The 24767-nt window shown below is 68.1% G+C and carries 23 protein-coding genes; 18 read left to right on the forward strand and 5 right to left on the reverse strand.

What is annotated here, in order from left to right; all coding sequences use genetic code 11:
- Positions 1–3: 3 nt before the first annotated feature.
- Both KO481_RS19725 and mraY read left to right on the forward strand, forming a co-directional pair.
- Entirely contained in the window at positions 4–831 is an 828-nt protein-coding gene (locus KO481_RS19725) for a hypothetical protein (RefSeq protein ID WP_215918654.1), read from the forward strand.
- Between the two features lie 80 nt (positions 832–911).
- Complete coding sequence (mraY, locus tag KO481_RS19730) at positions 912–1988, forward strand: phospho-N-acetylmuramoyl-pentapeptide-transferase (protein ID WP_215918655.1); 1077 nt, start codon at positions 912–914, stop codon at positions 1986–1988.
- 6 nt (positions 1989–1994) lie between these two features.
- Here mraY and KO481_RS19735 read toward each other — a convergent pair whose 3' ends face one another.
- The 3 genes from KO481_RS19735 to KO481_RS19745 all read right to left on the reverse strand — a co-directional run bounded on the left by KO481_RS19735 (position 1995) and on the right by KO481_RS19745 (position 5631).
- The gene (locus KO481_RS19735; protein WP_215918656.1) at positions 1995–3434 is read right to left on the reverse strand and encodes an alpha/beta hydrolase; all 1440 of its coding nucleotides are present in this window, start codon (positions 3432–3434) and stop codon (positions 1995–1997) included.
- An 84-nt stretch (positions 3435–3518) separates the two neighbouring features.
- On the reverse strand, positions 3519–4526 hold the full coding sequence (locus KO481_RS19740) for a Gfo/Idh/MocA family protein (RefSeq protein ID WP_215918657.1): 1008 nt from the start codon (positions 4524–4526) through the stop codon (positions 3519–3521).
- 88 nt (positions 4527–4614) lie between these two features.
- Positions 4615–5631, reverse strand: coding sequence for a LacI family DNA-binding transcriptional regulator (locus tag KO481_RS19745; protein WP_245401177.1), 1017 nt, complete (start codon positions 5629–5631; stop codon positions 4615–4617).
- Positions 5632–5907: 276 nt separating this feature from the next.
- Between KO481_RS19745 and KO481_RS19750 the strand changes: the two genes are divergently transcribed.
- From KO481_RS19750 to serA, 13 genes are all read left to right on the forward strand, one after another.
- On the forward strand, positions 5908–6810 hold the full coding sequence (locus KO481_RS19750) for a TIM barrel protein (RefSeq protein ID WP_215918659.1): 903 nt from the start codon (positions 5908–5910) through the stop codon (positions 6808–6810).
- Positions 6811–6818: 8 nt separating this feature from the next.
- Positions 6819–7829 (forward strand): sugar ABC transporter substrate-binding protein, encoded by a 1011-nt coding sequence (locus KO481_RS19755; RefSeq protein ID WP_215918660.1) that lies wholly within the window; start codon positions 6819–6821, stop codon positions 7827–7829.
- A gap of 11 nt (positions 7830–7840) precedes the next feature.
- A complete protein-coding gene (locus tag KO481_RS19760; RefSeq protein WP_245401178.1) occupies positions 7841–8908 on the forward strand; it encodes an ABC transporter permease in 1068 nt (355 codons plus the stop codon).
- Positions 8905–9687, forward strand: a complete 783-nt coding sequence (locus tag KO481_RS19765; RefSeq protein WP_215918661.1) for an ATP-binding cassette domain-containing protein — start codon at positions 8905–8907, stop codon at positions 9685–9687. Before KO481_RS19760 ends, KO481_RS19765 begins: the two co-directional genes overlap by 4 nt.
- Complete coding sequence (iolC, locus tag KO481_RS19770) at positions 9684–10631, forward strand: 5-dehydro-2-deoxygluconokinase (RefSeq protein ID WP_308166695.1); 948 nt, start codon at positions 9684–9686, stop codon at positions 10629–10631. The genes KO481_RS19765 and iolC overlap by 4 nt, the downstream gene beginning before the upstream one ends.
- A 40-nt stretch (positions 10632–10671) precedes the next feature.
- Complete coding sequence (locus KO481_RS19775) at positions 10672–11565, forward strand: Cgl0159 family (beta/alpha)8-fold protein (RefSeq protein ID WP_308166696.1); 894 nt, start codon at positions 10672–10674, stop codon at positions 11563–11565.
- A 90-nt stretch (positions 11566–11655) separates the two neighbouring features.
- The gene (iolB, locus tag KO481_RS19780; RefSeq protein WP_215918662.1) at positions 11656–12549 is read left to right on the forward strand and encodes a 5-deoxy-glucuronate isomerase; all 894 of its coding nucleotides are present in this window, start codon (positions 11656–11658) and stop codon (positions 12547–12549) included.
- Positions 12546–14387: a 3D-(3,5/4)-trihydroxycyclohexane-1,2-dione acylhydrolase (decyclizing) gene (gene iolD / locus KO481_RS19785; RefSeq protein WP_215918663.1), complete on the forward strand. Its 1842-nt coding sequence runs from the start codon at positions 12546–12548 to the stop codon at positions 14385–14387. Before iolB ends, iolD begins: the two co-directional genes overlap by 4 nt.
- 101 nt (positions 14388–14488) lie before the next feature.
- Positions 14489–14698, forward strand: a complete 210-nt coding sequence (locus KO481_RS19790) for a cold-shock protein (RefSeq protein ID WP_215918664.1) — start codon at positions 14489–14491, stop codon at positions 14696–14698.
- Between the two features lie 122 nt (positions 14699–14820).
- Positions 14821–14952 carry a hypothetical protein gene (locus tag KO481_RS43975; RefSeq protein ID WP_281066137.1) on the forward strand — a complete coding sequence of 44 codons (132 nt, stop codon included), beginning with the start codon at positions 14821–14823 and terminating at the stop codon, positions 14950–14952.
- Between the two features lie 320 nt (positions 14953–15272).
- Entirely contained in the window at positions 15273–15476 is a 204-nt protein-coding gene (locus KO481_RS19795; protein WP_215918917.1) for a cold-shock protein, read from the forward strand.
- Positions 15477–15721: 245 nt separating this feature from the next.
- Positions 15722–17773, forward strand: coding sequence for an ATP-binding protein (locus KO481_RS19800; RefSeq protein ID WP_215918665.1), 2052 nt, complete (start codon positions 15722–15724; stop codon positions 17771–17773).
- Between the two features lie 221 nt (positions 17774–17994).
- Positions 17995–19593: a phosphoglycerate dehydrogenase gene (serA, locus tag KO481_RS19805; RefSeq protein ID WP_215918666.1), complete on the forward strand. Its 1599-nt coding sequence runs from the start codon at positions 17995–17997 to the stop codon at positions 19591–19593.
- Between the two features lie 78 nt (positions 19594–19671).
- Here serA and KO481_RS19810 read toward each other — a convergent pair whose 3' ends face one another.
- Positions 19672–19914 carry a hypothetical protein gene (locus KO481_RS19810; protein ID WP_215918667.1) on the reverse strand — a complete coding sequence of 81 codons (243 nt, stop codon included), beginning with the start codon at positions 19912–19914 and terminating at the stop codon, positions 19672–19674.
- Positions 19915–20052: 138 nt separating this feature from the next.
- On the opposite strand from KO481_RS19810, the gene KO481_RS19815 reads away from it, so the two are divergent.
- Positions 20053–21060, forward strand: a complete 1008-nt coding sequence (locus KO481_RS19815) for a 3-isopropylmalate dehydrogenase (RefSeq protein WP_215918668.1) — start codon at positions 20053–20055, stop codon at positions 21058–21060.
- Between the two features lie 67 nt (positions 21061–21127).
- Here KO481_RS19815 and KO481_RS19820 read toward each other — a convergent pair whose 3' ends face one another.
- Positions 21128–22309, reverse strand: a complete 1182-nt coding sequence (locus tag KO481_RS19820; RefSeq protein WP_215918669.1) for an MFS transporter — start codon at positions 22307–22309, stop codon at positions 21128–21130.
- Between the two features lie 149 nt (positions 22310–22458).
- Here KO481_RS19820 and KO481_RS19825 point away from each other — a divergent pair, with 149 nt between their 5' ends.
- Complete coding sequence (locus KO481_RS19825; RefSeq protein WP_215918670.1) at positions 22459–23232, forward strand: fumarylacetoacetate hydrolase family protein; 774 nt, start codon at positions 22459–22461, stop codon at positions 23230–23232.
- A 14-nt stretch (positions 23233–23246) separates the two neighbouring features.
- On the forward strand, positions 23247–24710 hold the full coding sequence (gene gltX / locus KO481_RS19830) for a glutamate--tRNA ligase (RefSeq protein ID WP_215918671.1): 1464 nt from the start codon (positions 23247–23249) through the stop codon (positions 24708–24710).
- Positions 24711–24767: the final 57 nt, after the last annotated feature.

A 24767-nucleotide genomic window follows, 5' to 3' on the forward strand; every position in this document is an offset into this window, starting at 1 on the left:
CACATGGCATCCGGAACAGGCGCGCTGAAGAGAGGTCTGGCGGCCGCAGCCGTGCTGGGCCCGCTGGTCCTAGGCGGCATCCCAGCGGCCGCGGATCCGCCCGTGCCGCCGCCGGGGGCCTTCGCCACGGGGAGCAGCACGACCGGATCGGGCGGCTTCGCCTCCGGCAGTGGCATTGTCGCGAGCGGAAGCGGTAACCCGGGCCCGCGGGACAATGCCCTGCGACTCGGCCCGATCGCAGTCCACACCTCGCCGCCGCGCATGCCGCAGGTCGAGGCGGCACCCGTGCCCGCCCCGCCCGCGCGCGAGGTCGCCGCCCCGGATGCCTCATGGGCCCATACGCTCGGCCTGAACTCCGGCAGCGTCGGAACCGCCTGTGCCGGAAGCGCCGTCGCCGGCGGCAGCGGAATCCTGCTGGGCCTGTTGACCGGCAGCGGTCTCGTCGGCCCGGGCACGGTCGGTGTCGGGTCCAGCGGATCCTCGCTCGGCAGCGTCGCGGTGGGCAGCGCCCTCACCGGTAGCGCCCTGCTGACCTGCCTGCTGCTCCTGCCCGGAATCCCGCCTCCCGCACCGGGGCTGCCGCTGCGCATTCCCATGCCGATCCCGCCGATCGCCCCGGTCCGTATGCCCGCCCCGTTGCGACCGCCACCGCCCGCGATCATGCCCGCGCCGTCGCGAGTCGTGCCCGAATCCGAGCCCATCGCCGAATCCTCGCCGCCCGCAGCGCCTGTCGCGTGGAACGTGTTGGAACTGGTGACGGTGTTGGTCGTCTCGGTGATCGCGGCGTACCGCGGCCGGACCTCGGGAGGTGGTCAGCGGGCGCGCGCCTAGGGCGCGGCTTTTCGCCATGGTTACCATCGGTGCAGTCCGCCGTAGTAGTCGGCGGCAGCAACTCGGTGGTTCGGGGGCGCATGAAGCAGGTTCTGTACGCGGCGATGATCGCCCTCGCGGTCTCGATCACGTTGACGCCGCTACTGATCAAATGGTTCGCGCGCACCAATGTGCGGCAGGAGATTCGCGTCGACGGCCCCGCCAGCCACCAGTCCAAGGCGGGGACACCGACCATGGGCGGCATCGCGATCCTGATCGGGATGTGGGCCGGATACCTGGGCGCGCACCTGATCGGCGTGAGCAACCATCCGCCCGGAATCACCGCCTCGGGCCTGCTGGTCCTGGGCCTGGCGACGGCGCTGGGCGTCGTCGGATTCATTGACGATCTGCTCAAGGTCCGCAAGCGCCGCAATCTCGGGCTGACCGCGTCGGGGAAATTCATCGGGCAGATCTCGGCCGCGCTGATATTCGGCGTGCTGGCCTTGCGTTTCCCGGGCGCCACCGGGCTGACCCCGGCCAGCCGGCACGTGTCCTACGTCCGCGATATCAACACTGTGTCGTTCGGCGTGATGAGCTTCCTGGTCGCGGTCTGCTTTCTGGTGGTGGCCTGGTCGAACGCGGTGAACATCACCGACGGCCTGGACGGGCTGGCCGCCGGGTCGATGAGCCTGGCGCTGTGCGCGTACGTGGTCATCACGATCTGGCAGTACCTCAACGCGTGTGCCGCCCGGCCCCGGATCGGCTGTTACGACGTGCGCGACCCGCTCGATCTGGCCGTGGTGTGCGCGGCGGGGGCGGCGGCCTGCATGGGATTCCTGTGGTGGAATGCCGCCCCCGCGCGGATCTTCATGGGCGACACCGGGGCGCTGGGTCTGGGTGGAATGCTGGCCGGATTGTCGATCACGACCCGGACCGAACTGCTGACGGTGGTGGTCGGGGCGCTGTACGTCATGGAGATTTCCTCCGTGCTGCTGCAGATCGTGGTATTCCGCACCACCCGCAGCCGGCTGTTCAAGATGGCGCCCTTCCATCACCATTTCGAGCTCAGCAAGTGGGCCGAAACGACGGTGATCGTTCGTTTCTGGGTGCTCGGTGGGATCGCCGCCGCAGTGGGCCTGGCACTGTTCTACGGCGAATATCTGCATATGGTCGGCTGAGCCCGGCTATCCGGCCGCTGCGCAATGCGTATGCGGTTGCGGCAGTGTGAGATTGATCAGGTAGTTGTCTCCGGCGGATACCGTGCACGGCGTGCGGTCGTAGATGCCGTGGCCCCATCCGTCGTAGGTGAGCAGTGTCGTGCCCGGGGTGTCGGCAGCGATGTGTGTGGCCCACTCGTAGGGCGTGGCCGGGTCGTACAGAGACTCCATCAGCAGGATCCGGGGCGCATCGTGGACGTGCGGGGCGTGCGGCGGATTCGGCGGCGGCGTGGGCCAGGCCGAGCACAGACTGCCTGCGGCCCAGGCGAAGTGGGCGCGCAGGGTGCCCGCGTTGTCGTTCTGCTCGCGCCACAGTCGCGCCCAGTCGGCCTGGCCGGGAATGTCGAAACGCCAATCGGCGCAAACCTCGAGGGGCGCCATCGACATGGGGACACCGCTCGGATGCGGGACGGCGGGCGATGGCGCGCTGCCGGTGGGCTCCTGGCTCAGCGCCCGCAGATCGGTTGCCAGGCCGGGCCAGTCGGGCCGGGACAGATGCTGGGTGAGGGCCTGGCTGAGCGTGAGCGGCGAGAGCGGGCGGTGCGATGCGTCCGAGGCGTGCAGGTCACCGCGCTCCGCGCGAGCGAACAAGACGTTGTACAGCGCCGGAATATCGGCGCCGTGCAGCACGCAGGAGCTCTCGCGAGCACACCACGAGGTGAACTCAGCGAACGTATCCCGCGCGGCGCGGGCCTCGCCGTCGAGGAATCCGGGCCCGTCCAGGCTATGGTCGTCGGCGCTGTCCAGCAGCAGGGCGCGCATGCGTTGCGGGTACATTTCGGCGTAAGCCTGGCCGTACATGGTTCCGTAGGATCGGCCGTAGAGGGTGACGGTGTTCTCGCCCAGGGCCTTTCGCAGCGCCTCGACATCTTGTGCGACGCTGGCCGCGTCCATGTGGTCCAACAGCGGGCCGGTGTAGTGGCGGCAGCTGTCGGCGAGCTGCCTCACGTAGGACCGCACGTCGTCGAGGCGGGCGCCGTTGTCGGGCACCAGATTCGGCCACGTCGAGGCCAGCCCGGCATCACATCGGATCGAATGGCTCCGCCCGGCGCCGCGTGCATCGAAGCTCACCAGATCGAAGTGCTCGGCCAGGCCGGGCGAGAAATGCAGGGATCCCTGCAGGATCTGGTCCACGCCGGAGGTACCCGGCCCGCCTGGCAGCGAAATCAGGGTGCCGATCCGGGTGGCCGCCTCGGTGTGCTTGCGGATGACGGCCATATCGATGGTCGCGCCTCGGGGATGTGACCAGTCCACCGGCACAGGGAGATTCGCGCACTCGAAGGCGGCGTCCTCCGGGCACGGCCGCCAGGTGAGGGGCGACGGTGGCGAGCTGGAACACGCGGCGGTCGCTCCCGCGGTCAGGAGCAGGGCCGAGACCCCGGCGATCATGGTGTGGCGCAATGACATGGGCCGATCTTGTCCGCCGTCGTCCGGGGCGCGAATCACCCTCGCGAGTGGTTTCGGTCTAACCCCGGGGTATGAGTCCGGCCACTAGCGCCGCACCTCCTCGACCGCGACCGGACGGCGCTGGTGCAGCGACAGTTCGCAGGCCTCGGCGATGTAGAACGCCTCCAGCGCATCGGCTGGGCGGCAAGGGTTTTCGGCCGCCCCGGTGGCGACTTCGACGAAGACGGCCAGCTCCTCGGCGTAGGCGCTGCGGAAGCGTTCCATGAAGTTCGGATAGGCGGGCAGGGTCGCGGCCGGGTAGCCCGGCTCGACCGAGCGCAGCGGGGCCCGATCATCAAGGCCGACAACGGCGTTGCCCTTCGAACCGAGCACCTCCAGGCGCACGTCGTAGCCCGCGCCGTTGTACCGGCCGAGCGAGACCGTGGCGAGGGTGCCGTCGTCGAGAGACAGGACGACCGCGGCGGTGTCGACATCGCCCGCGTCGCGGAAGAACTGCTCGCCCCGATTGGCGCCCAGCACGAACACCTCGGCGACCTCGCGGCCCGAGACCCATCGGATGATGTCGAAATCGTGCACCCCGCAGTCCCGGAACAGCCCGCCTGAGCGCGGAATGTATTCCGCCGGTGGGGGAGCCGGATCCAGGGTGGTGGCGCGCAGGCTGTGCAGCCAGCCGAGCTCGTGTGACCGCACCGCGGCCCGCGCCGCGCGGTACCCTGCGTCGAAGCGGCGCTGGAAGCCGATCTGCACGGGCACGGTGGAGTCTTCCAGGTGCCGGATGACCGCCAGGGTGCCGTCGATATCCGCGGCCACCGGCTTCTCACAGAACACCGAGATGCCGAGATCGACTGCCCGCGTGATGAGTTCGGGATGCGAATCGGTCGGTGTGGCGATGACGATGCCGGTCGGGTCCGTAGCCAGCAGTGCCTCGATATCGGGGGCGAAGTCCACCCCGAGCTTCGCGGCCGTATCGCGGGCGCGTGCGGCGTCGGCGTCGGCGACGACGACCGCGTCGACCCCGGGCAGTGAGCGCAGCGTTTCCGCGTGCGCGGCGCCGATGCGGCCCGTACCGGCCAGGCCCAGCCTGATACTCATGTGACACCTGCCCTTTCGTCCGGGCCGTGGAGTGTCCGCGTGACCCGGCGGCCCAGGGGCCGGGTCGGACTTTGATTGCGGAGCCCCGTCATGCGGTGTTTCCTTGTGCCGGAAACAGATCCGCGGGCGCGGCGGTGGTGGAGCGGACCACCAGCGACGGCTGCACCCGTTGCCGGACCGGATCGGTGCGATCGGTGCGCAGCCGCTCGACCAGCGCCTCGACCGCCAGCCGCCCGATCTCGGTGCGGGGTTGATCGACGGTGGTGAGCGCGATGTGCCGCAGCGCGGCCAGTGACGAATTGTCGTAGCCGACGACCGAAACGTCCTGTGGCACCGACAGACCCGCCTCCTCGAGCGCGGACATCGCACCGACCGCGTTGAAATCGTTGCCGCAGACCAGCGCGGTCGGAAAGTTGGCCGGGGAGAACACGGTCAGGAGTTTGCGCACCGCGGCGATGCCGGCCGCGTCGGTATGCTCGCTCGGGATGACCATCGGCTCGAGGCCGTGCCGGGTCATGGCGGCGACATAGCCCTTGCGCCGGGGCGTGGCACTGAAGGCCGCGCCGCCGTCGAAGTGCACGATGCGCCGATGTCCCAGCGCTACCAGATGGTCCACGGCCAGGGCCGCGCCGTTCTCGCCATCATCGTTGACGGTGTCGACGGTGGGCACAGTCGAGCTGCGTGAGACCAGCACGACCGGGCACTGCGCCGCGGCCTCGCGAATGGCCGCGGCGGAGAGTACCGGCGAGAGCAGAATGACCCCTCCCGGCCGGAAGGCCAGCAGGCTGGCCAGCGCGCCGCGCTCGCGGGCGGCGCTGCGGCGGCCGGTATTGAGGATCAGTTCCAGCCCGGCCTGCTGGGCGGCGGTATCCATGGCCTCGACCACATCGGCGAAGAACGCGTTGTGCAGGTCCGAGACCATGACGCCGACGATGTTGGAGGTGCGGCTGGCCAGTGAGCGCGCCATCGCGTGCGGGCGGTAGCCGAGTTCCTTGGCCGCGGCCAGCACCGCGCGGCGCCGGTGCTCGCTGACCTTCGGCGAATCGCGCATGACGAGGGAGACCAGCGCGCGGGAGACGCCGGCAAGGGCGGCAACGTCTTCCATCGTCGGTCGCGGCATGGTGGCTTTCTCCCAGGAGCGTGGGCGGAACTCTGTGTCCGGACGTTACCGGGTTGGAGCGCTCCAAGCAATAGAGCGCTCTAATGTGGTCGGCTCGCACGCGGGCAGGGCGGAAATTTGTCCTAATGTCGCGCGTTCTTCCAGGTAGATATGTTGAAGCTGCGCTACATTCGACCCTTGACATCGTCGTGACACAGGTTACATTGTTAGAGCGCTCCAATGGAGGCGCGAAAGATACACCGACAGGCCGGAGCAGTCCCGATGACCGAACCGACGCATCCGCTGCGCATTGCCGCGGCACCGATCTCCTGGGGAGTCTGCGAGGTGCCCGGTTGGGGGCACGTGCTCGACGCGGCGACCGTGCTCACGGAGATGGCCGCGCTCGGCCTGTCCGCCACCGAATTCGGCCCGCCCGGATACCTGCCGAGCGAGCCGAACGAGCTGCGGGAACTGCTGGCCCCCTATGGAATCGCCGCGATCGGCGGATTCGTGGCGCTACCCCTGCACGTCGAGCCCGAGGCGGCGCTGGCCGCGGCGCGGGCCAACGCGAAGCTGTTCGCCGCCGCCGGGGCCGAAGTGCTGGTACTCGCGGCCGCGACCGGCGTCGACGGCTACGATTCCCGCCCGCAGCTGGACCGGGAGCAATGGCGCACGCTGCTCGACACCGCCGCCGGTATCCGCGATCTCGCCGCCGAATACGGCCTGCGCACAGTACTGCACCCGCACGTGGGCACCCTGGTGGAGACCGAGGCCGAGGTGGAACGCCTGCTCGCGGATTCCGATCTGGACCTGTGCCTGGACACCGGACACCTGCTGATCGGCGGCACCGACCCGGTGGCACTGGCGCGCCGACATGCCGACCGCATCGGCCATATTCACCTCAAGGACGTTCGCGCCGATATGGCCGACCGGATCCGCAGCGGTGCAATGGAATACAGCGCCGCAGTGCGCAACGGGCTGTATGTGCCGCTGGGCGAGGGTGACGTCGATGTCGACTCCCTGGTGCGGTGCGTGTACGAGTCCGGATATCGAGGCTGGTACGTCCTCGAACAGGACACGGCGCTGGCGCCCACCGACACCGCGGCGGGTCCCAGCCGCGATACCCAACGCAGCTTGCGCCGCCTCGAAGGCATCGGCGCCGCCATGGTTTCCGCCGGAATGTAGGAGATGCAATGACAACGAAGTCCGTCTCGGCCCGCAGCACCCGTTCGCGGTGGCGGCGCGTGCTGCCCTGGCTCGCCGCCGGGGCGCTGCTGGCCGCCTGCAGCGGGCCCGCCGCGGAGAACTCGACGCCCACCGCCCAGGCACCCAGTGCGACAGGGACATTGAAGTCCGTGTCGGTGGTCACCCACGGCAGCGCGGGCGACGCGTTCTGGAACGTGGTCAAGAACGGCGCCGACGCCGCCGGGAAACAGTTCGGCGTCAAGGTCGATTACCAGTCCTCGGGTGATCCCACCCAGCAGGCCAAGCTGATCGACAACGCCGTGGCCCAGGGCGTGGGCGGTCTGGTGGTGTCGATGGCCAATCCGGACGCGCTGAAGCCGTCCATCCAAAAGGCCGTCGCCGCAGGGATTCCAGTGGTGACGATCAACTCCGGTGAGGAACAGAGCGTCAGCGTCGGGGCCATCGGGCACGTCGGGCAGAGCGAGGAGTCCGCCGGTGCGGGGGCGGGCAAGCGCCTGGCCGCAGCCGGAAAGCACAAGCTGCTCTGCGTCATTCACGAGGCGGGCAATATCGGTGACAACCAGCGCTGCCAGGGCGCGACGACCGGCTTCGGCGGCAACACCACCACGCTGCAGGTCGACATCAACAACCCGACCGACGCCCAGTCGCGAATCAAGGGCGCGCTCGAGGCCGATCATTCGATCGACGCGGTGCTGACGCTGAATTCGCAGGTCGCCGCGCGCGCGGTGGACGCGGTCCAGGAGTCGAGCTCCGCGGCCGTCGTCGCGACCTTCGACCTGAACAGTGACGTCGTCGGCGCGATCAAGGCGGGCAAGCTGCTGTTCGCGGTCGATCAGCAGCAGTACGAGCAGGGATACCTGCCCATCGCGATGCTCGCGCTGTACAAGTCCAACCGCAACACCGTCGGCGGCGGCGCACCGGTGCAGACCGGGCCGGCCTTCGTCGACAAGGACAATGTCGATGCCATCGCGACGCTGGTGTCGCAGGGCACGCGCTGAGAGGCGATGAATTGAGTATTGCCGCAACGCCGTCGCAGACCGAACCGTCCGAACCCTCCGGGGCGGAGCCGGTGTCCAGCCCCACCCTGTGGCAGCGCACGATCGTGCGACCGGAGCTCGGCGCGCTACTGGGCGCCGTGCTGGTGTTCGTGTTCTTCTCCGTCATCACCGACAAGTTCCTGAGCCCGCTGGGCACCGCGAACTGGCTGGACGACTCCTCGACGCTGGGCATCATGGCGGTCGCGGTGTCGCTGTTGATGATCGGCGGGGAGTTCGATCTGTCGGCCGGAGTGATGACGGCCTCCACCTCGCTGGTCACCGCGCTGCTTGCGGTGCACGCCGGCTGGAACGTCTGGGCGGCGTTGCTGGTATCACTCGTATTCGCCCTGGCCGTGGGCGCATTCAACGGCTGGGTCGTGATGCGCACGGGGCTACCGAGCTTCATCGTCACGCTCGGCACCTTCCTTGCACTGCAGGGACTCAACCTCGGTGTGACCCGGTTGGTCACCGCCACCGTCGAGGTATCGGGCATCCGCGGCGCGGCCGGATACAGTTCGGCGGGTTCGGTGTTCGCCTCCACGATCAATCTGGGCGGCGCCCAGCTCCAGGCGTCGGTGCTGTGGTGGATCGTGCTGACCGTGCTGGGTTCGATCCTGTTGGTGCGCACCCGTTTCGGGAACTGGACCTTCGCGGTCGGCGGTGCACTGGACAGTGCCCGCGCGGTCGGCGTGCCGGCGGTCCGGACCAAGATCCTGCTGTTCATGGGCACCGGCTTCGCCGGATGGGTCGTCGGTTCCTGCAACATCCTGCGATTCGGCAGCGTGCAGGCCAATCAGGGCGTGGGGCTCGAGCTGCAGTTCATCATCGCGGCGGTGGTGGGCGGCTGCCTGCTCACCGGCGGGTTCGGATCGGTGGTCGGGGCCGCGCTGGGCGCGTTGATCTTCGGAATGGCGCGGCAGGGCATCGTCTTCGCGCGCTGGGACGACGACTGGTTCATGTTGTTCCTCGGCGTGCTGCTGCTGGCGGCGGTGCTGGTGAACAACGAATTCAAGAAGCGGGCGGAAAGGGTTCGGCGATGACCGGCACGCTTATCGAAACCATCGGCATCGGAAAGAGTTACGGCGGCGTGGTGGCGCTCGAGGGCGTGTCCACCGTCGTCAACGCGGGCGAGGTCACCTGCGTGCTCGGTGACAACGGCGCGGGCAAATCGACACTGATCAAGATCCTCGCCGGGGTGCACCAGCACGATGCGGGCGAACTGAAGGTGGAGGGGCAGCCGGTCCGATTCGCCTCTCCGCGTGAGTCGTTGGATCACGGGATCGCCACCGTCTATCAGGATCTGGCGGTGGTGCCGCTGATGAGCGTGTGGCGCAACTTCGTGCTGGGGTCCGAACCGACGGTCGGCATCGGGCCGCTGCGGATGCTAGACCGGGCCGAGAGCCGGGAGATCACCCGTAAGGCCCTGTCGGACATGGGCATCGAACTGCGCGACCTCGAGCAGCCCGTCGGCACGCTCTCGGGCGGGCAGCGGCAGTGCGTCGCGATCGCACGGGCCGTGCACTACGGCGCGAAGGTGCTGATTCTCGACGAACCGACCGCGGCATTGGGTGTGAAACAGGCCGGGGTGGTGCTGCGCTACGTTGTGCAGGCCCGCGATCGGGGCCTGGGCGTCATCCTCATCACCCACAACCCGCACCACGCCTATCCTGTCGGCGATCGGTTCCTGCTGCTCAAGCGCGGCGCGATGCTCGGATCCTACGAGAAGTCGGAGATAGACCTGCCCGAGCTCACCCGCCAGATGGCCGGAGGGGCGGAACTGGCTGCGCTGCAACACGAATTGGAGCGGGTGCAGTCGTGATCGGCGGATCTCTGGAGGCGCTGACCATCGGCCGGGTCGGCGTGGACCTCTATCCCCAGCAGAGCGGAGTCCCGCTGGCACAGGTCAGCTCCTTCGCCAAGTTCCTCGGTGGTACCGCCACCAACGTTGCCGTCGCCGCCGCCCGGCTCGGGCGACGCAGCGCGGTACTCACCAAGGTCGGCGCCGACGGATTCGGCGAATACGTACGAACGGCCCTGTCGGAGTTCGGTGTTTCGCCCGAGTACGTGTCGACCTCCCCGGATCTGCTGACACCGGTGGTCTTCTGCGAGCTGAATCCGCCCGCCGATCCGCCGCTGCTGTTCTACCGCGCCCCGATCGCCCCGGACCTGACCCTCACCCCCGACGAAATCCCCTGGGATGTCATCGATTCGGTGCCTCTGCTGTGGGTGACAGGGACCGGTGTCAGCGCCGAGCCCGGACGCGGTACCCAGCGTGCCGTGCTCGAACGCCGAGCGGGCCGCGGACACACCGTGCTCGATCTGGACTACCGGCCGATGTTCTGGCCCGACGAGCCGACCGCCCGTCGCGAGATCGGCTGGATGCTCGATCACGTGAATGTGGTGGTGGGCAACCGAACCGAGGCGCAGGTGGCGGTCGGCACGGCCGACCCCGATCAGGCCGCGGACCGGCTGCTCGAGCGCGGGGTCGAGCTGGCGGTGATCAAGTGTGGCGCGGACGGAGTGCTGATGGCCGATGCCGCCGGCGGGCGGTGGACGGTGCCGCCGTGCCGGGTCGAGGTGGTGTGCGGGCTCGGCGCGGGTGACGGGTTCGGCGGCGCGCTGGTGCACGGACTGCTCGCGGGCTGGGATCCACGGCGGATCGCGGCGTATGCGAATGCCGCCGGGGCGCTGGTCGCCTCGCGCCTGGCGTGTGCCGACGCAATGCCCACGCCCGCCGAGATCGAGGAATTGCTGTGTGGGTGAGGCGATTCGCGGCCCGCGAGAGTCGACCGGAGGAGAGAGCGTGTATCTGACCGACGAACGCTGGCGCGAGCTGCTGCGCCTGCGCGGCACCGAACCCGAGGCCGTCCGGCGCGCCTACGCCGCACGCCGGCGACGGGCGAGCCTGCTGTCCGAGCGCGGCACCCTGTTCCTGGTGGCCGCCGACCATCCCGCGCGTGGCGCGCTGGGCGTCGGGTCGGACCGGACCGCGATGGCGGATCGCCGCACGCTGCTCGAGCGCCTGCTGATCGCGCTGGACAACCCGGCGGTGGACGGGGTGCTCGGCTCCCCGGACGTGGTGGAGGAACTGCTGCTGCTGGGCGCACTGCACGACAAGGTTGTCATCGGATCGATGAACCGCGGCGGCCTGGCCGGGGCCGACTGGGAGATCGAGGACCGGTTCACCGGCTACGATGCGCAATCGCTGGTGGATTTCGGCCTGGACGGCGGGAAAATGCTGCTGCGGCTGGTGGATTCGGATCCGCGCACGATTCCCACCCTGCAGGCTTGCGCGAGCGCGGTGTCGGAACTGGCGGCGCACGGCCTGATGGCGATGGTCGAGCCGCTGCCGTACCACCGCGACGCATCCGGATCGCTGGTGATGCACAAGGATTCGGCCTCGTTGCAGCGGGCCATCACCGTCGCGTCCGGGCTGGGCGTGACCTCGGCCTACACCTGGCTGAAAATACCAGCGCCGGAGGATATCTCGGTGCTCGACGCGACAACCCTGCCGGTGCTGATGCTGGGCGGAGTGCCCTCGGGGGATCCGGCGGCGGATCTGGCCGCCTGGGGCGGGGCGCTGCGGCACGAGGTGTCCCGGGGGTTGGTCGTCGGGCGCAGCCTGCTCTATCCGCCCGACGGTGACGTGGCGGGAGCGGTCGAGGCGGCGGCGATGATCCTGAAGGAAGCACGGTGAATTCCTCGGTCGGCCTGGTGATTCCGGCCGGAAACGGGCCGGACGACAGGGCGGCCGACACAGCTACGGATCGGAATGGGAGGCAGCACGATGAGTAAGTTGCATTACCCGGCGGGAGAGCTCTCCGACGGGGACGATCCCATACTGTTGTCCCCCGAGGTCGCGGGGTGGTCCTACGCCGGACTGCGAGTGCTGCGGCTGAGCGCTGGGCGGGCGAGGTCGGTGCACACCGGCGACTACGAGGCCTTCGTGCTGCCGCTGTCCGGCGGCTGCACCGTCCGGGTGGACGGCGAGGTCTTCGAATTGTCCGGTCGGGATTCGGTATTCACGCGAGTCACCGACTTCGCCTACGTTCCGCGCGATGCCGAGGTGGAGCTTTCCGCGGATCGCGATGCGGAGATCGCGCTGCCGATGGCCCGTTGTGAGCGGCGACTCGAACCGAAATACGGTGCTGCCGAGGATGTTCCGGTCGAGGTGCGTGGTGCGGGCCAGGCCACCCGCCAGGTCGCCAATTTCGGTACGCCCGGCGCCTGGGAGCACGCGGACAAGCTCAACGCCTGCGAACTGATCACCCCGGACGGCAACTGGTCCTCGTATCCCCCGCACAAGCACGACGAGGCGAGCGAGTGCGAGGTGGTCAACGAGGAGATCTACTACTTCCGCATCGCCGGGCGCGATGGAATCACCCCGTCCAGAGAGGGTTTCGGAATGCACCGCACCTACACCGCCGACCGCGCCCTGGACGAGAACGTCGCCGTGCGCGACGGGGATGTGTTCCTGATACCCCGCGGCTACCACGGACCATGTGCCGCCGCGCCCGGCTATCCGATGTACTACCTGAATGTCCTTGCGGGCCCGGCGGCCGAACGGTCCATGGCCTTCTGTGACGATCCATCGCACGGATGGGTGCGCGCCGAGTGGGATGCGACGCCGGTTGATACCCGCTGCCCGGTTACCGACCACACAGGACGGGTGCGCCGATGAGAATGACCACCGCGCAGGCGCTGGTCGCCTGGTTGATCGCCCAGCACTCCGAAACTCTCGACGGCCGCGAGGTCCCGCTGTTTCCGGCGGTTTTCGCGATATTCGGGCACGGCAACGTGCTGGGCCTGGGCACCGCGCTCGAGGAACGCCGCGATGTGCTTCCGGTGTGGCGCGGCCACACCGAACAGGGCATGGCCCTGGCCGCGGTCGGCCTGGCCAAGGCCACCCATCGGCGGCAGGTCGGCGTGGCCACCTCCTCGATCGGGCCCGGTGCGCTGAACATGGTGACCGCCGCCGGTGTCGCACACGCGAATCGCCTTCCGCTGCTGTTGCTTCCGGGCGACACCTTCGTCAGCCGCGCACCGGATCCGGTGCTGCAGCAGGTGGAGAACTTCGGAGATCCGACGATCACGGTGAACGACGCCTTCCGGCCCGTCAGCCGCTATTTCGATCGGATCACCCGCCCCGAGCAGCTGATCGCCACCTTGCCGCAGGTCGCCCGGGTGCTCACCGACCCCGCCGATGCCGGGCCCGTGACTCTGGCACTGCCGCAGGACGTGCAGGCCGAGGCCGCCGATTTCCCGGGCTCGCTGTTCGCGCCGATGGTGCACGCCCTCGCCCGGCCGCGCCCCGACCGCACGGCATTGGCCCGTGCCGCAACGGCATTACGTTCGGCCCGCCGCCCGCTGCTGATACTCGGCGGCGGCGTCCGGTATTCGGGGGCCGGGCCGCGGGCGCTGGAATTCGCACAGCGGCACGGCATTCCGGTTACCGAGACCACCGCCGGACGTACTCTGGTGCCGCACGACCACCCGCTGTATGCCGGGCCGCTCGGCATCACCGGATCGGCGTCGGCCAACACCCTCGCCGCCGAGGCGGATCTCGTGCTTGCGGTGGGAACTCGCCTGCAGGACTTCACGACCGCGTCGTGGACGGCGTTCCGCCCCGACGTCAGGATGGTCAGCATCAACGCCGCCCGATTCGACGCGGTCAAGCACGGTGCGATCGCCGTGGTCGCGGATGCCGATGCGGCACTGGAGGAGCTGGGGCCCGAGCTGGGGGACTGGCAGGCGGCACCGGACTGGACGACGCGCGCGGCCACGGTGCGCGGCGAGTGGGACGACCACATCGACGACCTGCGCGAGCCCACCCCCGGCATCCCGACGTACGCGCAGATCGTCGGTGCGGTCAACGATCTCAGCGAACCGGCCGACTACGTGATGACCGCGTCGGGCGGCATGCCGGGTGAGCTGGTGGGCGGCTGGCGATCCGGTGGCGATGGGCCGAGTATGGACGTCGAATACGGATTCTCCTGCATGGGATACGAACTCGCCGGAGCGTGGGGCGCGGCGCTGGCGCATCGTCGCGGGCTGGTCACCACCATGCTGGGCGACGGGTCATATCTGATGCTCAATTCCGAGCTGTTCTCGGCGGCCTTCGCGGGCCATCCACTGGTGGCCGTCGTCTGCGACAACGACGGTTATGCGGTGATTGCCCGGTTGCAGGAGGGGCAGGGCGGCAACGGATTCAATAATCTGTACCGCGATTGCCGGACAAATCACCCGGCTCCGCCGCGGGTGAATTTCGCCGCCCACGCCCATTCCCTGGGCTGCGCGGTATTCACGGCCACCGACCTGGACGGATTCCGGGACGCGTATCTCCGGGCCCGGGGCGCGGCCGTACAGCAATCGCGGCCCGCGGTGGTCGTCGTGCGCACCCAGCCGTCGGCCTGGACCGAGGCCGGAGCCTGGTGGGAGGTCGGCGTGCCCGCCCAGCTATCGGGCCGCGAGGCGTACGACGCGGCTAAACCCGGCCAAGTCCGCTATTTGCGGCCATGAACTCCGCACCCGTGCGGGAGGATCCGAGCGGGCGAAACCTGGACGGGCACTTGCATGTCTCGCTATGGTCTGGCTGGCCCGCCGGCGAGAGGGTAAGTGATATGACACAGGGCATCGTGAAGTGGTTCGACACGAAGAAGGGCTTCGGGTTCATCACGCAGGACAGCGGTGGACCCGATGTCTTCGTCGACTACACCGAACTCGAGGGCGCCGGCTTCCGGTCGCTGGCCCAGGGGCAGCGGGTGGCGTTCGAAATCCGCCACACCAAGACCGGTCCCGAGGCCAAGGACGTCCGGGTCGTGCCGAACTGATTGTGGCGTGGCACACAGTCGGATGATTTTGTCGCCCCAGTCACTCTTCCGCAAGTCTGGCTAACGACTGTTTCGGACTGCTCGATACGCCTGTTGAAAGCCGGTTCAGCCGGGTTGCAACAATGAAAGGCAATTCCATGATCCCCGTTATCATCGACACTGGTTCCGCTGCACTGAACGGCGTTCTGAGCACGGGCAGCGCTGCGTTCCACGGCCTGGTGAACACGCTGTGGACGGGTTCTTTCGGCGGCTGAGCTCGCATGATGGTCGAATGAATCGACCCACGGCCGGCCTCGGGCATTGTTTGTCCGGGGCCGGCCGCATTTCGGTACCGGTCGTCCTGATTCGTTCGGGCTCGATGCTGGAATCGTCAAGACCATCGGCGCCTCCCGTGATATCTCGCTGAGATAACACTCAATGAAATAACGGCTTGCCAGGTAGCTGGCATATGGGTCGCAAACATGTGTTCGTCGCGACAGTAGTGGCGCGGCCACCGTTCGGCATGGCACGATGGAACATCGAGACCGGGTTCAGCGGACGTTTGCTGGCCTGGCTCGTCTACAGAAGGTATGAAATGGCGCAAGGCATTGTGAAGTGGTTCAACAGCGAGAAGGGCTTCGGGTTCATCGCTCAGGACGACGGTGGTCCCGACGTGTTCGTGCACTACTCGGCTGTTTCCGGATCGGGTTTCCGGTCCCTCGATGAGGGTCAGCGCGTTGAGTTCGAGATCGGCCAGGGCCAGAAGGGTCCTCAGGCCCAGGGCGTCCGCGTGATCTGAGTCACCGCGACTTGGCAGGGCTCCGCACCGATGGGTGCGGGGCCTTTTGCGTTTCTGGGGCCGTTGTGCGCCAACGGGTTTCCGGCAGACCGGTCGGTAATGATTCCGAGATGTGTGGCATTTCCGGAACCGGGTTGTGACGACCTGGATGTTCACCGTTAAACCCCTGGTCAACGATGCCACGCAACATGGGGTGGAGAGGTAGCTGAACGGCGGCTGCCGAGCGGGCGCGCGGGAGGCCCGACATGTACGACGAAGTGCGCGACGACCATGCGTGGACCGATCACAAGTACACGATGCGGATCAGCCGCCTGGCGATCGACAAGCTGGGAATCAAACTCTACGACCGGGTTTCGGCGGTACTGGCCGAGCTCATCGCGAACTCCTACGATGCGGACGCCACCGAGGTGGCGGTGTGGCTACCGTGGGGCATCACCCTGGCCGGCACCGTGCGCAGTGCGCAGGAACCGCAGTACGAGATCGTGGTGTCGGACAACGGCCATGGCATGACCACCGACGAAATCAACGACCACTATCTGATGGTCGGCTCCGACCGGCGCGTGCGCACCGGCTCGGACCTGTCGCGCGAACGGCGGCGACCGGTCATGGGTCGCAAGGGAATCGGCAAGCTCGCGGCCTTCGGGATCTGCCGGACCATCGAGGTGATCAGCGCCGGTAGTGGCGAGTCCGATCGCACCGAAGACGGCTGGCCCGTCTCGCACATCGTGATGGATCTCGACGATATGTTGAGCGACACCGAAAGTGACTACTTCCCGGCGATCGGATCGCAGGACGGCACCCTCAGCCCGCAGCGCGGTACGACGGTGATCCTGCGGGATTTCTTTCGCAAGCGGGTGAATTCGGGTGCCGAGCTGAACCGGCAGCTGGCCGCGCGGTTCGGCATCGAGCGCCCGGACTGGCGGGTCGAGGTGCACAACAGTGCCGCGCTGGGCGCCCGCGAGAGCTTCATCCTGAGCGACCTGCCGATCGATGTGATGGAGGAGACCCGCATCGACGTGTCCTCGCGCCCGGTCCACGCGGGGCGGCAGTTCCTTCCGGTCACGGGGTGGATCGCCTATTCCAAGCAGCCCTATCGCGACGAGGCGATGGCCGGTGTGCGGATCTATGCGCGCGGCAAGATCGTCGCGCAGACACGGGATTTCGGCATCGGACACGGATTCGCCGGCGAGTTCAAGCTGCGGTCCTATCTGGTCGGCGCCATCCATGTGGACTGGCTCGACGACGACGAGGACCTGGTGCGCTCGGACCGTCAGGACATCATCTGGAACTCCGGACGCGGTGAGGCCCTGGCCGCGTGGGGGCGCGAGCTCATCGCCGAGATCGGGCGGATGGGGGAGCGTTCGATCCGGAGCCGGGTATGGGAGGAGTTCGTCGAGAAGTCGAATATCTTCCAGACCCTCGAGGCGATCGCACCGGGGGACAAGATGTTTCGTGAGTCGGTTGTGGCCGCGGCCCGGATCCTGGTGGCCAACAAGGATCGCGCCGCCCTCGACAATCCCGGACATGTGGAAAGCACTGTGCGCCTAGCGCTGTCGCTGGGACCGCAGCGCAGTCTGCTCGAGACGCTCCAGCAGATCGCGGTGGATGCCGATCCGCGCCTGGATGTGGTGGTGGCGCTGTTCGAGCGAGCCCGGGTGGCCGAGATCTATTCGCTCGGGCAGATCGCCGGTGAGCGGGTCGCCGTGGTGGACAAGCTGCGCGTGCTGATCGACGACCGCCGCTCGCTCGAGCGGCCCTTCCAGGAGCTCATCGAGCGCGCGCCGTGGCTACTCGCCCCGGAGTGGACGCCGCTGGGCATGAACGAATCGCTCAAGCGGGTGCGCGCCAGCTTCGAACGCTGGTACGCGCAGAGATTCGGGACGACACTGGTGACCACCGCGATCGGCAGCGAGAAGCGCGAACCGGATTTCGTGCTGCTGCACGACTCCGGCGAGCTGTGGATCGTGGAGATCAAGCGGATGGACTACCACCTCACCGACGAGGAGTACAACCGCGCCATCAACTACCTGTACTCGCTGGACACGTTCCTCACCGAGAACCCCCGCATCGGCGCCCAGTTCCCGCGCCGCAGGCTCACTTTCATCGTCGACCACGTCGACAAGCTGCGTCCGGCCTCGCGCTCGTCCCTGGACAGCGACTCGCGCATCGACCGCCGCACCTGGCGCGAGCTGCTGGATTCGACGCTGCGCGCGCACCGGGATTTTCTGGAGCGGGTGTACGCGATGCGCGGTGCCGAGGAGGAGTCCGAGCCTGCCGGGCACGAGCAGGCGGGGTAGGCGTACCTCCGCATGTCCCGGAATGCCATGTGTCCCGGCAAGCCGGGATGACAGCGGGCGGCGGCCGGGAGTGGTGGAATAGGCGATCGACCAGGTGAGACTCAGGTCACCCGGTCGACGACGCGCTCGCGCGATCCGCCCACCCGCACCACTTTCCGGAATCCGGCCGATTAAGCTAGGCGGCGGTAAATGCCGATCCCCATTCCCCAGGAGTGCCCCCAGTGAGCCAAAATGGCCGTCCTGTTGTTCTGATCGCCGACAAGCTCGCCCAGTCGACCGTCGATGCGCTCGGTGACGGTGTCGAGGTGCGCTGGGTCGACGGCCCCAACCGACCCGAACTGCTGGCCGCCGTGCCCGCCGCCGACGCGCTGCTGGTTCGCTCCGCGACCACCGTCGACGCCGAGGTCCTCGAAGCCGGTAAGAACCTGAAGATCGTCGCCCGCGCCGGCGTCGGCCTGGACAACGTCGACGTCCCCGCGGCCACCGAGCGCGGCGTCATGGTCGTCAACGCGCCGACCTCCAACATCCACACCGCCGCCGAGCATGCCGTCACTCTGCTGCTGTCGGCCGCACGCCAGATCCCGGCCGCCGACGCGACGCTGCGCGAACACACCTGGAAGCGCAGCAAGTTCAACGGCGTCGAGATCTTCGGCAAGACCGTCGGCGTCATCGGCCTGGGCCGCATCGGCCAGCTCTTCGCGCAGCGCCTGGCCGCCTTCGAGACCAAGGTCATCGCGTACGACCCCTACACCTCCCCGGCCCGCGCCGCCCAGCTGGGCATCGAGCTGCTGACCCTGGACGAGGTGCTCGAGCGCGCCGACTTCATCTCCATTCATCTGCCCAAGACCCCCGAGACCAAGGGCATGCTGAACAAGGAGACGATCGCCAAGACGAAGAAGGGCGTCATCATCATCAACGCCGCCCGCGGCGGTCTGATCGACGAGCAGGCCCTGGCCGACGCCATCACCAGCGGCCATGTGCGCGCCGCCGGCATCGACGTGTTCGAGACCGAGCCCTCCACCGACAGCCCGCTGTTCGAGCTGCCGCAGGTCGTCGTCACCCCGCACCTGGGCGCCTCCACCGCCGAGGCCCAGGACCGCGCGGGCACCGATGTCGCCAAGTCCGTGCAGCTCGCCCTTGCCGGTGAGTTCGTGCCGGGCGCGGTGAACGTCACCGGCGGTGCGGTCAACGAGATCGTCGCCCCGTGGCTGGACATCGTGCGCAAGCAGGGCGCGCTGCTGGGTGCCCTCGCCGACGAGCTGCCGGTCTCCCTCGAGGTCCAGGTGCGCGGCGAGCTTTCTTCGGAAGACGTTGCGGTGCTGGAGCTCTCGGCTCTGCGCGGGGTGTTCTCGGCACTCATCGAGGACGCGGTCACCTTCGTCAACGCCCCGTCGCTGGCCAAGGAGCGGGGCCTGGAGGCCACCGTTACCTCCCACAGCGAGTCCCCGACCCACCGCAGCCTGGTCGACCTGCGCGCCGTGTTCGGCGACGGCCGCACCCTGAACGTGGCCGGCACGCTGACCGAGCCCGCCCAGGTCGAGAAGATCGTCAACATCAACGGCCGCAACTACGACATGCGCGCCGAGGGCCTGAACCTGGCCGTCCTCAACTACGAGGACAAGCCGGGCCAGCTGGGCCGCCTGGCCACCAAGCTCGGCGACGCCGGCATCGACATTCTGGCCGCGCAGCTGACCCAGGACCTCGACGTCGAGGGCGCGACGGTCGTGCTTCGCGTCAACAAGGAGGTCCCGGCCGAGGTGCAGTCCGCCATCGCCGAGGCCGTCGGCGCCGCCAAGGTTGCGCAGGTCGACCTGAGCTGAGCCGATGCGCTCGCGCGCAACGTAATCCGGGCCCCTGCCACGCAATGTGGAAGGGGCCCGGTGTTTTCGGGGGAAGAATCAGTGTCCGTGCCGCGCTGCCCTGGCCTCGATCGCGTCCCGCGCCTCGACCAGGCCCGCGGCCGGGTTCAGGTCGCGATACCGCTTGATGGCCTGGATCTTCTTGCCGCGCTGCAGGAGTTCGTCGATCTCGGCGTAATCGGCGATGGCGCCGGGATCGGCGATGCCCAGGTGCTCGAGGACCAGATCGATCTTGCGTTCCAGTCGTTGGATCTTGCGCTCGAGTCGAAGATTGTCGAACATCCACCGAACAGTACCCGCGACGGCGCAACCCCCCGGTGATCCCACTGGGTGAGAGCGGTTTGCCCTGGTGGCGGGGGTGCGAACCCCACCGGCTAGGGTGACGGGCGGAGTCGTCACATCCGAACGGAGCAGGAATTCATGAAACTGGCTGTCATCCCCGGCGACGGTATCGGTCCCGAGGTCATCGCCGAGGCTCTCAAGGTGCTCGACGTGGTGGTGCCAGGCGTGGAGAAGACCGAATACGACCTGGGCGCCAAGCGTTTCCATGCCACCGGTGAGATTCTCCCGGACAATGTGCTTCCCGAACTCAAGCAGCACGACGCCATCCTGCTCGGCGCCATCGGCGACCCGTCGGTGCAGTCCGGTCTGCTCGAGCGCGGCCTGCTGCTGCGCACCCGGTTCGAGCTGGACCACCACGTCAACCTGCGCCCGTCGAAGCTGTATCCGGGCGTCACCAGTCCGCTGGCCGGCAACCCGGACATCGACTTCGTCGTCGTTCGCGAGGGCACCGAGGGCCCGTACACCGGCACCGGCGGCGCCATCCGCGTGAACACCCCGCACGAGGTCGCTACCGAGGTCTCCACCAACACCCGCTTCGGCATCGAGCGCGTCGTGCGCTACGCCTTCGAGACCGCGCGCCAACGGCGCAAGCACCTGACCCTGGTGCACAAGAACAACGTGCTGGCCTTCGCCGGGTCGCTGTGGAAGCGCACCGTGGACGAGGTCGGCGCGGAATACCCGGACATCGAAACCGCCTACCAGCACATCGACGCGGCGACCATCCACATGGTCACCGATCCCGGCCGCTTCGACGTGATCGTCACCGACAACCTGTTCGGCGACATCATCACCGACCTGGCCGCCGCCGTCTCCGGCGGCATCGGCCTGGCCGCCTCGGGCAATATCGACGCCTCCGGCACGAACCCGTCGATGTTCGAGCCCGTGCACGGCTCGGCGCCCGACATCGCGGGCCAGTCCAAGGCCGACCCGACCGCCGCCATCCTCTCGGTGGCCCTGCTGCTCAACCACCTCGGCAAGTCCGAGGAGGCCGCCCGCATCGAGTCCGCCGTCGCCAAGGATCTGGCCTCGCGCTCGGGCACCTCGTCCACCGTCGAAATCGGTGACCGGATCGCCGCCTCGGTGTAGCCTGCGAGCGGGCCCCGCACCCGGAATCCCCTCCGGTGCGGGGCCTTTCGTCTGTATACCGTTCGTACTAGCGGCGGCGGTCGCGGGGGACCAGCGGGACCGCGGCGACCGCGAACACGGCCGCCGCCAGATAGGCCGCCGGGAACCCCGCGGCGGTGATGAGGGCGCCGAAGGCCGGGGCCACCGCGGCGGTGGCCAGATACTGACCGGTGTTCTGAATGCCCAGGCCGCGGCCGCTCCAGAACGGGCCCGCGATCTCGGCGACCGCGGTGAAGGCCAGGCCGTTGTCCGCAACGGTGATCACCGAGGCCACCACCAGGATCGGCAGTGCGGCCCACCACCAGTGCAGCCAGGCCGCGGCGGCCAGGGCGGCCATCGACACGACCGCGGCGGTCGCGACGGTCCGCAGCGGACGCAGGCGGCTGCCGACCTTGTCGGACCACCTGCCCGCGCCGATCCGCCCGGCCGCACCCAGCACCTGGGTGACCGTGACCAGCGCGCCCGCCACCGGCAGGGACAAACCGACGCCGTGGTTCAGCCACAACAGTGCGAACGTCCACACGGTGGCCTGCGGGATCACCAGCAGCACCGAAACGGCGTGAATGCGCCACAATGTCGAGTCCCCGCGATAGGGGTTGTCCGAATTCGACTGTGCGCCGGAGCGTTCCGGCCGGGGCGGATCGACGATCCCGATCGCACAGCCGATCGCGGCCGCGCCCGCCATCAGTGCCGGTACCAGCACGGCCGTGGAAAACCCGTGCGCCGCAGCGATTGCGGGAATCGCCATGGCCGCGATGCCCACGCCGATCGGCTGGGCGGTCTGCCGGATTCCCATGGCCAGTCCGCGCTGGTCGGGCGGGAACCAGCCCGCGATGACCCGGCCGCTGGCGCCGTTGGTGCTGGCCGCGCCGATGCCGGCCAGCAGCAGCAATGCCCCCAGCGCAACGTAATTCGTCGTGGTCGCGGCCGCAGCGCCTGCGGCGAACATCACCGCGGGGCCGACGATCAGCACGGTGCGCTCGCCGAACCGGTCCACCGCGTACCCCCAGGCCACCAGGGTGCACACCATCCCGACCATAGGCATGGCCACCAGTAGACCGGCTGTGGCCAAAGGCATTCCGCGAGCTGTCAAGGCGGGCAACAGGAAAGGTGCGCCGTTGCTCATGACCGCGCTGGCGGCCTGCGCGAAGACTCCCAGGGCGAGCATGGTCCACCGTCGGGTGGTGCGCTCCTGGATCACGGGGACCATTTCCTCACCTCTATCTCATATAATGGGATCACAGTCTTACTCTGTGAAACACAGGCTCACCGTACACCGCAACCCGCACGAATGCGAACGCCCGTGCCCCGCCGACCGGGTGGTTTGGTCCATACCGCCAGGTGGATAGACTGCGAGCCATGCGTCTAGGTCGAGTTGCCAGCCCCGATGGGGTCGCGTTCGTGAGCATCGAGGGAGCGGGCCCCGATTCCACGGCCCGGGAAATTGCCGAACACCCGTTCGGCACCCCCACCTTCACCGGCCGCAGCTGGCCGCTGGCGGATGTGCGGTTGCTGGCGCCGATCCTCGCCAGCAAGGTGGTGTGCATCGGCAAGAACTACGCCGCACACGCCCGGGAGATGGGCGGTGAGGCGCCCGCCGATCCGGTGATCTTCCTCAAGCCCAACACCGCGATCGCCGGTCCCAACGCCGCAATCGTCTTGCCGCCCAGTTCCTCTCAGGTCGACTACGAAGGCGAACTGGCGATCGTGATCGGCCGCCCCTGCAAGGACGTGCCGGCCGCGCGGGCGCGCGAGGTGATCCTCGGCTATACGGTCGCCAACGATGTCACCGCCCGCGACCAGCAACGCCACGACGGCCAGTGGACCCGCGGCAAGGGATACGACACCTTCTGCCCGCTCGGGCCGTGGATCGAAACAGAGCTGGACCCAACAGATCTGGAGATCATCACCGAACTCGACGGCGAGGTTCGACAGCGCAGCCGGACATCACTTCTGCTGCACGATATTCCGAAGCTGATCGAGTGGATCACCACGGTGATGACGCTGCTGCCCGGTGATGTCATTCTCACCGGCACCCCGGAGGGCGTGGGTCCGATGAAAGAGGGGCAGAACGTCTCCGTGACGATCGAGGGCATCGGCACCCTCACCAATCCCGTTGCCGCCAAACGCTGATCGAAAGTAGGGATATGACAGACGTACGGGTCCGATTCTGCCCGTCGCCGACCGGCACGCCGCACGTCGGCCTGATCCGGACGGCGCTGTTCAACTGGGCGTTCGCCCGCCATCACGGCGGCGCGTTCGTCTTCCGCATCGAAGATACCGATGCCGCACGCGATTCCGACGAATCGTATCGCGCGCTGCTGGACGCGCTGCGCTGGCTCGGTCTCACTTGGGACGAGGGGCCCGAGGTCGGTGGCCCATATGAGCCATACCGGCAGTCGCTGCGGCGTGAGATTCATCTCGATGTGGTGCGCCGGTTGCTGGAGGCGGGCGAGGCGTACGAATCGTTCTCCACCCCAGAGGAAGTCGAGGCCCGCCACCGCGCGGCCGGGCGCGATCCGAAGCTGGGCTACGACAACTTCGACCGCGACCTCACCGCGGAGCAGATCGCCGATTTCAAGTCCCAGGGCCGCGCCCCGGTGCTCCGGCTGCGGATGCCCGAGCGGGACATCACCTTCCACGATCTGGTGCGCGGCGAGACCACCTTCAAGGCCGGGGTGGTCCCCGACTTCGCCATCACCCGGGGCAACGGGGACCCGCTGTACACGCTGGTGAACCCGGTCGACGACGCCCTGATGAAGATCACGCACGTGCTGCGTGGCGAGGACATCCTGTCCTCCACCCCTCGGCAGATCGCCCTGTACGAGGCCCTGCAGCGGATCGGGGTCGCCGAGTTCACCCCGCAGTTCGGTCATCTGCCGTTCGTGATGGGGCAGGGCAACAAGAAGTTGTCCAAGCGGGATCCCGAGTCGAATCTGTTCGTCCACCGCGACCGGGGATTCATTCCCGAGGGTTTGCTGAATTACCTGGCTTTGCTGGGCTGGGGCATCGGTGAGGACCGCGACATCTTCTCGATGGAAGAGATGGTCGCGGCATTCGATATATCGAAAGTAAATTCGAATCCGGCCCGGTTCGACCAGAAGAAGGCCGACGCGATCAACGCCGAGCACATTCGTTTGCTGGAGCCCGCTGATTTCGCCCGCCGACTTCGCAGCTACCTGACCGGTCAGGGCCACATCGGGGCCGAGGTCGACGACGCGCTTTTCGCGGCCGCCGCGGAGTTGGTGCAGACCCGGATCGTGGTTCTCGGCGATGCCTGGGATCTGCTGAAGTTCCTGTTCGTGCCCCTTTCGGAGTTCCGCGTCGACGAGGCCGCCGCGGAAAAGAATCTGGGCGCCGACGCCGCACCGGTGTTGCAGGCCGCCATCAAGGCGCTGGAGGGCGTTTCCGGCTGGTCGGCAACCGCGCTCGAGGAGGCGCTGAAAACGGCTCTGGTGGACGATCTGGGCCTCAAACCGCGCAAGGCGTTCGCGCCAGTGCGGGTGGCGGTGACGGGTTCACACATCAGCCCGCCGCTGTACGAGTCGCTGGAACTGCTCGGGCGCGAGATCACCATGCAGCGGCTGCACGCGGCCGCCGCGCGCGGCTGAGGCGAATATGCCGCCCACTACCGGCTTTGACCAGGCGATTTGGAAAATCCCGGTAGT

The sequence above is a fragment of the Nocardia albiluteola genome (assembly GCF_018860155.1).
Lineage (GTDB): Bacteria > Actinomycetota > Actinomycetes > Mycobacteriales > Mycobacteriaceae > Nocardia > Nocardia albiluteola.

Coding starts and splice junctions, on each gene's coding strand:
- KO481_RS19825 (WP_215918670.1), top strand. CDS start 22,459: ATGCGTCTAGGTCGAGTTGCCAGCCCCGATGGGGTCGCGTTCGTGAGC.
- KO481_RS19750 (WP_215918659.1), top strand. CDS start 5,908: ATGACCGAACCGACGCATCCGCTGCGCATTGCCGCGGCACCGATCTCC.
- KO481_RS19790 (WP_215918664.1), top strand. CDS start 14,489: ATGACACAGGGCATCGTGAAGTGGTTCGACACGAAGAAGGGCTTCGGG.
- KO481_RS19820 (WP_215918669.1), bottom strand. CDS start 22,309: ATGGTCCCCGTGATCCAGGAGCGCACCACCCGACGGTGGACCATGCTC.
- KO481_RS19735 (WP_215918656.1), bottom strand. CDS start 3,434: ATGTCATTGCGCCACACCATGATCGCCGGGGTCTCGGCCCTGCTCCTG.
- KO481_RS43975 (WP_281066137.1), top strand. CDS start 14,821: ATGAAAGGCAATTCCATGATCCCCGTTATCATCGACACTGGTTCCGCT.
- KO481_RS19755 (WP_215918660.1), top strand. CDS start 6,819: ATGACAACGAAGTCCGTCTCGGCCCGCAGCACCCGTTCGCGGTGGCGG.
- iolB (WP_215918662.1), top strand. CDS start 11,656: ATGAGTAAGTTGCATTACCCGGCGGGAGAGCTCTCCGACGGGGACGAT.
- KO481_RS19810 (WP_215918667.1), bottom strand. CDS start 19,914: ATGTTCGACAATCTTCGACTCGAGCGCAAGATCCAACGACTGGAACGC.
- KO481_RS19800 (WP_215918665.1), top strand. CDS start 15,722: ATGTACGACGAAGTGCGCGACGACCATGCGTGGACCGATCACAAGTAC.
- mraY (WP_215918655.1), top strand. CDS start 912: ATGAAGCAGGTTCTGTACGCGGCGATGATCGCCCTCGCGGTCTCGATC.
- KO481_RS19740 (WP_215918657.1), bottom strand. CDS start 4,526: ATGAGTATCAGGCTGGGCCTGGCCGGTACGGGCCGCATCGGCGCCGCG.
- KO481_RS19795 (WP_215918917.1), top strand. CDS start 15,273: ATGGCGCAAGGCATTGTGAAGTGGTTCAACAGCGAGAAGGGCTTCGGG.
- KO481_RS19765 (WP_215918661.1), top strand. CDS start 8,905: ATGACCGGCACGCTTATCGAAACCATCGGCATCGGAAAGAGTTACGGC.
- KO481_RS19815 (WP_215918668.1), top strand. CDS start 20,053: ATGAAACTGGCTGTCATCCCCGGCGACGGTATCGGTCCCGAGGTCATC.
- iolD (WP_215918663.1), top strand. CDS start 12,546: ATGAGAATGACCACCGCGCAGGCGCTGGTCGCCTGGTTGATCGCCCAG.
- KO481_RS19745 (WP_245401177.1), bottom strand. CDS start 5,631: ATGGAAGACGTTGCCGCCCTTGCCGGCGTCTCCCGCGCGCTGGTCTCC.
- gltX (WP_215918671.1), top strand. CDS start 23,247: ATGACAGACGTACGGGTCCGATTCTGCCCGTCGCCGACCGGCACGCCG.
- KO481_RS19725 (WP_215918654.1), top strand. CDS start 4: ATGGCATCCGGAACAGGCGCGCTGAAGAGAGGTCTGGCGGCCGCAGCC.